Below are 1,742 nucleotides of genomic sequence, written 5' to 3'. Positions count from 1 at the left end.
GTTAAGTTGCCCGGTTAATGGGAAGCCGACNAGTAACTACTCAGGAGTCCTCCGCCAAGCGGACAGGCTGAAGCGTGGCGACGCTCAGGTACTGGAATTTTTTGCTCAGAGCGAACGTCCAAGCTTTCAAGAGAACCCAGCATTGACCTCGCAATGGATAGGCTTCGTACAGGTGAGTGGGCATGGACGAGATTCCCGACCTTGAACGACTGAGTGTTGCCGAGAAGGATGATCTGATCCGCGAGCTTTGGCCCTTACGTGCGCTGGTGCGGCAGTTGAGGGGAGAAGTGGAGAAGCTGCAGGCGAAGGTGCAGGAACTGGAAGGTCGAGGGGCCAAGAATAGCCACAATTCGAGCAAACCACCGTCCTCGGATGGGCTGGCCAAGCTGCCGGCCAAGCCCCGTTCGCTGCGCAAACCGGGGCAGCACCCGAATGGCGGACAGCCGGGGCATACTGGACACACGCTCCAGAAGGTAGAAAAGCCGGATCGAGTCGTCGTGCATTTGCCCGCGGCCCACTGCCACGCGTGCCAAGGCCCCCTGGGGGAAGCGACGATGGCCGAGAGCCGGCAGGTGTTCGATCTGCCGCCGTTGCGCTTTGAGGTCACCGAGCATCAAGTTTGGGCGGCGACCTGCGCCTGCGGCGAGGTGTGCCGTGGCGAGTTCCCGGAAGGCGTTTCTTCGCCGGTCCAGTACGGGCCGGCGGCGTTGGCGGCAGCGGTGCATCTGACGCAACACCACATGATGCCGGTGCAACGCACGTCGGAGCTGATGGACGATTTCTTCGGACTGCCGATGGCCGAAGCCACGGTACTCGCCGCCTCACAGGAGGCCGGGGTCCGGCTGACGCCGACGGTGAGCACCATCGGCCAGGCCCTTCAAGTCGCCGATGTCGCGCACGCCGATGAGACCGGGCTGCGTGTCGCCGGCTCGCTGCACTGGATGCACGTCCTGGCGACCACGCTGCTGACCTGGGTCGCCTGCCATGCGAAACGCGGCAAGCAGGCGTTCGATGCCCTGGGAATTCTGCCCGGCTTCCTGGGCACCCTCATTCACGATGGCTGGAAGCCTTATCGTGACCTCCTCTGCAAGCACGGTCTGTGCAATGCCCATCACTTGCGCGAGCTGACCTACCTCTTTGAGGATCTCGGGCAAGCCTGGGCCGGCCGCATGATCGATCTCCTGCGGACGGCCTGTCATGAGGTCGGTCAGACCGGCGCGCCGCTGCCGGAATCCCGCCGGGCGTTCTTCCTGTCCCGCTACGCCGACATTCTCAGTGAAGGGGAAGCCCTCAATCCCCGGGCTCCACCCTCGGGCAAACGCGGGCGTCCCCGGCAAAGCAAGGCGACGAACCTCCTCCTGCGCTTGCGCACCTACACCGACGATGTCTGGCGCTTTGCCACGGATCCCGGCGTTCCGTTCACCAACAACCTGGCCGAGCAAGCCGTGCGCATGTCCAAGGTCAAACAGAAAGTCTCCGGCGGCTTCCGGACCAAGAAGGGGGCCGATGCCTACTGCATCATTCACTCGTATCTCGCAACCATGCACAAGCAGGGCGCCAATCTCTTCCACGCCCTGATCCTCACTTTCCAGGGCCAGCCCCCTCAGCCTCGCCTCGCTTGAGCTTCGGCGTGGTCGCCCTGAGTAGTTACCTTGACGAAACCATAGTTGAAGCGGGCATGGTGGGCAACGAACGGACGCCCATGCAGGCGATCGGCCAGTTCTGCCGCGACTTGGGCGAAA

At 63.2% G+C, this 1,742-nt stretch carries 1 protein-coding gene; it reads left to right on the top strand.

Features of this window, described 5'->3' with window-relative positions; translation table 11 throughout:
* Positions 1-182 precede the first annotated feature (182 nt).
* Positions 183-1,622 (top strand): IS66 family transposase, encoded by a 1,440-nt coding sequence (gene tnpC / locus E4Q08_RS23670; protein ID WP_169072211.1) that lies wholly within the window; start codon positions 183-185, stop codon positions 1,620-1,622.
* Positions 1,623-1,742: the final 120 nt, after the last annotated feature.

Origin of the sequence: Candidatus Accumulibacter contiguus (assembly GCF_012940005.1) — a bacterium.
Lineage (GTDB): Bacteria > Pseudomonadota > Gammaproteobacteria > Burkholderiales > Rhodocyclaceae > Accumulibacter > Accumulibacter contiguus.
The sequence above is the reverse complement of the archived record's forward strand: the minus strand, read 5'-3'. Positions and strand labels throughout refer to the sequence as shown.

Excerpts from the sequence above, each read along its gene's own strand:
- tnpC (WP_169072211.1), top strand. The coding sequence starts at position 183 with ATGGACGAGATTCCCGACCTTGAACGACTGAGTGTTGCCGAGAAGGAT.